Source organism: Liquorilactobacillus capillatus DSM 19910, from assembly GCF_001434915.1.
Taxonomy (GTDB): domain Bacteria; phylum Bacillota; class Bacilli; order Lactobacillales; family Lactobacillaceae; genus Liquorilactobacillus; species Liquorilactobacillus capillatus.
Window position 1 is genome coordinate 1 of record NZ_AZEF01000039.1, and the last position, 2,509, is coordinate 2,509.

At 31.2% G+C, this 2,509-nt stretch carries 3 protein-coding genes; all 3 read right to left on the reverse strand.

All coding sequences use genetic code 11. The features are described 5' to 3' along the window. Positions 1-58 precede the first annotated feature (58 nt). On the reverse strand, positions 59-262 hold the full coding sequence (locus FC81_RS08570) for a hypothetical protein (protein ID WP_057745746.1): 204 nt from the start codon (positions 260-262) through the stop codon (positions 59-61). 314 nt (positions 263-576) lie between these two features. Then, complete coding sequence (locus FC81_RS08575) at positions 577-2,127, reverse strand: DNA primase family protein (RefSeq protein ID WP_157054769.1); 1,551 nt, start codon at positions 2,125-2,127, stop codon at positions 577-579. Beyond that, positions 2,120-2,509 (reverse strand): primase alpha helix C-terminal domain-containing protein (locus FC81_RS08580; protein WP_187327414.1); only part of this gene is annotated, 390 nt, incomplete at its 5' end. The genes FC81_RS08575 and FC81_RS08580, both read right to left, overlap by 8 nt.

The following is a 2,509-nucleotide window of genomic DNA, read 5'->3' on the forward strand; positions in this document are numbered from 1 at the left end:
GACTTAATCGATCCAAACTCAACTCTTTGTTTTAATCTCGATATATCATAGTTCAGCATCATTTATCCTCCATTAAATAAACAAACGTTAAGTAATATATTTTTTCACCTGAAACTACCTGATCACTCTGATCAATATGAATAATACTTAACTTCTTATTTCCTAGTATTTCTAGCTTTTGATAAAGCAATTCATCACTTTGCCTCATTTCTGTTAGGCATTCTGCGGAATTAGTGCTCATTTTTGTTTTCGTAAATATCATTTATATATATCTCCTTTTTATTTTTAATCAACCATACTTGTAAGAAAAAAAATACTAAAAGTGGCGTTCCAACCTATAACTTATAACTTTTGTGCTATAAACGTTGATATACTGGTGTTTATACCGGTTATACTTTCTAATATTTCTATAACTGGTTATACTTTAAAACTATAACTTCTCTTGACCATACCTTTGGTTATAGGTTTGGTTATAGGTCTGGTTATACTTTGCGTTAATTAAAAAGAGGCAAAAAACGTTGATGCATAGGCTTTTTCAAGAACTCGGTTATAGGTTATAGGTTTACTCGGTGTTTTTTATACTTTTTTTATAAATGAATTATATGATTTTTTATTAATTGGAATACGTTCATAATTTACCAACTGATTATCTTCAGAAAGTGACTTCAAATTTTCAATATCTTCCATTGAATACTTAGCCACTTTCTTTTCATAATCTTGTGCAATTTGTAAAAACTGTCTTACAAATCTTATATTGCTTAATGGCTTGTATCCATTATTCAAACAATATTTTTTGTAGAAATCGTACAAATGATACGCTGGTATTTTCTCAATATTATTCTCATCAAAAAATGTTTCTTTGAATGAAACTAATGGATCATTGTCTAACTCAAATTCATGTAATGCAGTTTGTGCTGCTTCTGGAATATCAAACTTCTTAAAGTCTAATTGTAATGCTCTATACAAAACATATTCCAACACTTCTTTTCTTCTAAGATAATCAAACTTAATTTCTTCTTTGTCTGTCTTATCATTAAAATTGGCATTAAATGGAATAATCAATAATCTTCGCATTGTACCGCCTTTATTATGAAATGTTGGCATTCCATTGCATGACTGAATGACTGTACACATTAACCTTGTTGAGTAAGCATCTTTACCTTTTCTCTCAATCGTTACTGGATCACCCGTTACTATACTGTTGAAATTAGAACTATCTTTAATATAAATATTTGCAGGCGCATCATCACCAATACATACAGTTTTATTTTCAAGTGTAGCTAATCTAAAACGCTGATCAAATTCATTCACTTTCAAATTTGCTGTATTTTCTCGCCCTACAAGGTTCTCTATCAAATCTTGAAACGTTCCTTTACCATTATTTCCTTTGATATTGCCAACAAGAAAAATTGCTTTTCTTCTTGTATGATTACCATTACAGCATTCATTAATGGCTTGCCACATAATATTTACAAGTTGTTCATCATTACAAGCAATACTTCTCAACCAGCCATCAAAAGTCCAACCATTAATATTTGGTGGCGTTGGATTTTCAACATACTTTGTTGCTATCTTAGCAGTAAATACATATTCAGGACTAAAGCTATCAAGAGCTTTTTTCTTAATATTGTATATACCGTTAGATACTGAAATTAAGTTACCAGAGTGAATAGGTTCTCTAATTGTTGCTCTATTTTTTAGAAAGTATATAACAGTTTCCGCTTGATTTTCCGTTAACGCTGGTTCAATATAAGAAATTATTTTCTTTACTAAACCGTAATTTTGAGTATATATTCCCTCCATTGGTATATAGATTGCTATTCTGCTCATTTCGTCTGAACTAAAAGTACAGTAATCTATATGACGTCTAAAAATATTTGCTACTGCCAGCTTAGGCAACTTTGGTAGTTTGCCGACTGGTATATTTCCATCTTCATTACCCAGATTTTTTTGCTCTTCCTCAGTTAATAATGATTTTTTTACTCTTTGTGCATCCGCTTCAAGAACCCTAAACATCTCATTGTAGTTTTTGAAGTTCTTTTTCTTCTCAACAATTTGTTCTCTTGTTACCGTATACTCAACTATTTCTTTTTTTAAGTCTTCCGGCATTGTATGTTCTTTAAGCAATTAATCCCCCTCTTTCTCTTTTTAGAATGCTGCGAAATATTGTATTAACCTCCTTTTCAGGCAAACCAACATTCTCATCATTCATGTTCATAAGTACTGTATAAACATTTTTGGGTTCAGCACCTGTTGAAAATAACATTCCACATACCTTAGTAAGGTATTCATTTCTATTGCCTTCACTTACTTCGGTACATAAAGCATCAATTATCTTACCTGCATAATTTTTGGACTTAACACCTTTTACAAATTCTCGTTTTTGCTCCTTTGGTTTCATCATCTCAACCAACCAATCAGGTGCTGGCTTTACATCTTCAAAAGTCCGCTGGTCAACTGGCTTATACTGCTTACCATTTATTTCACTTGGCGACACAATAACAAAATC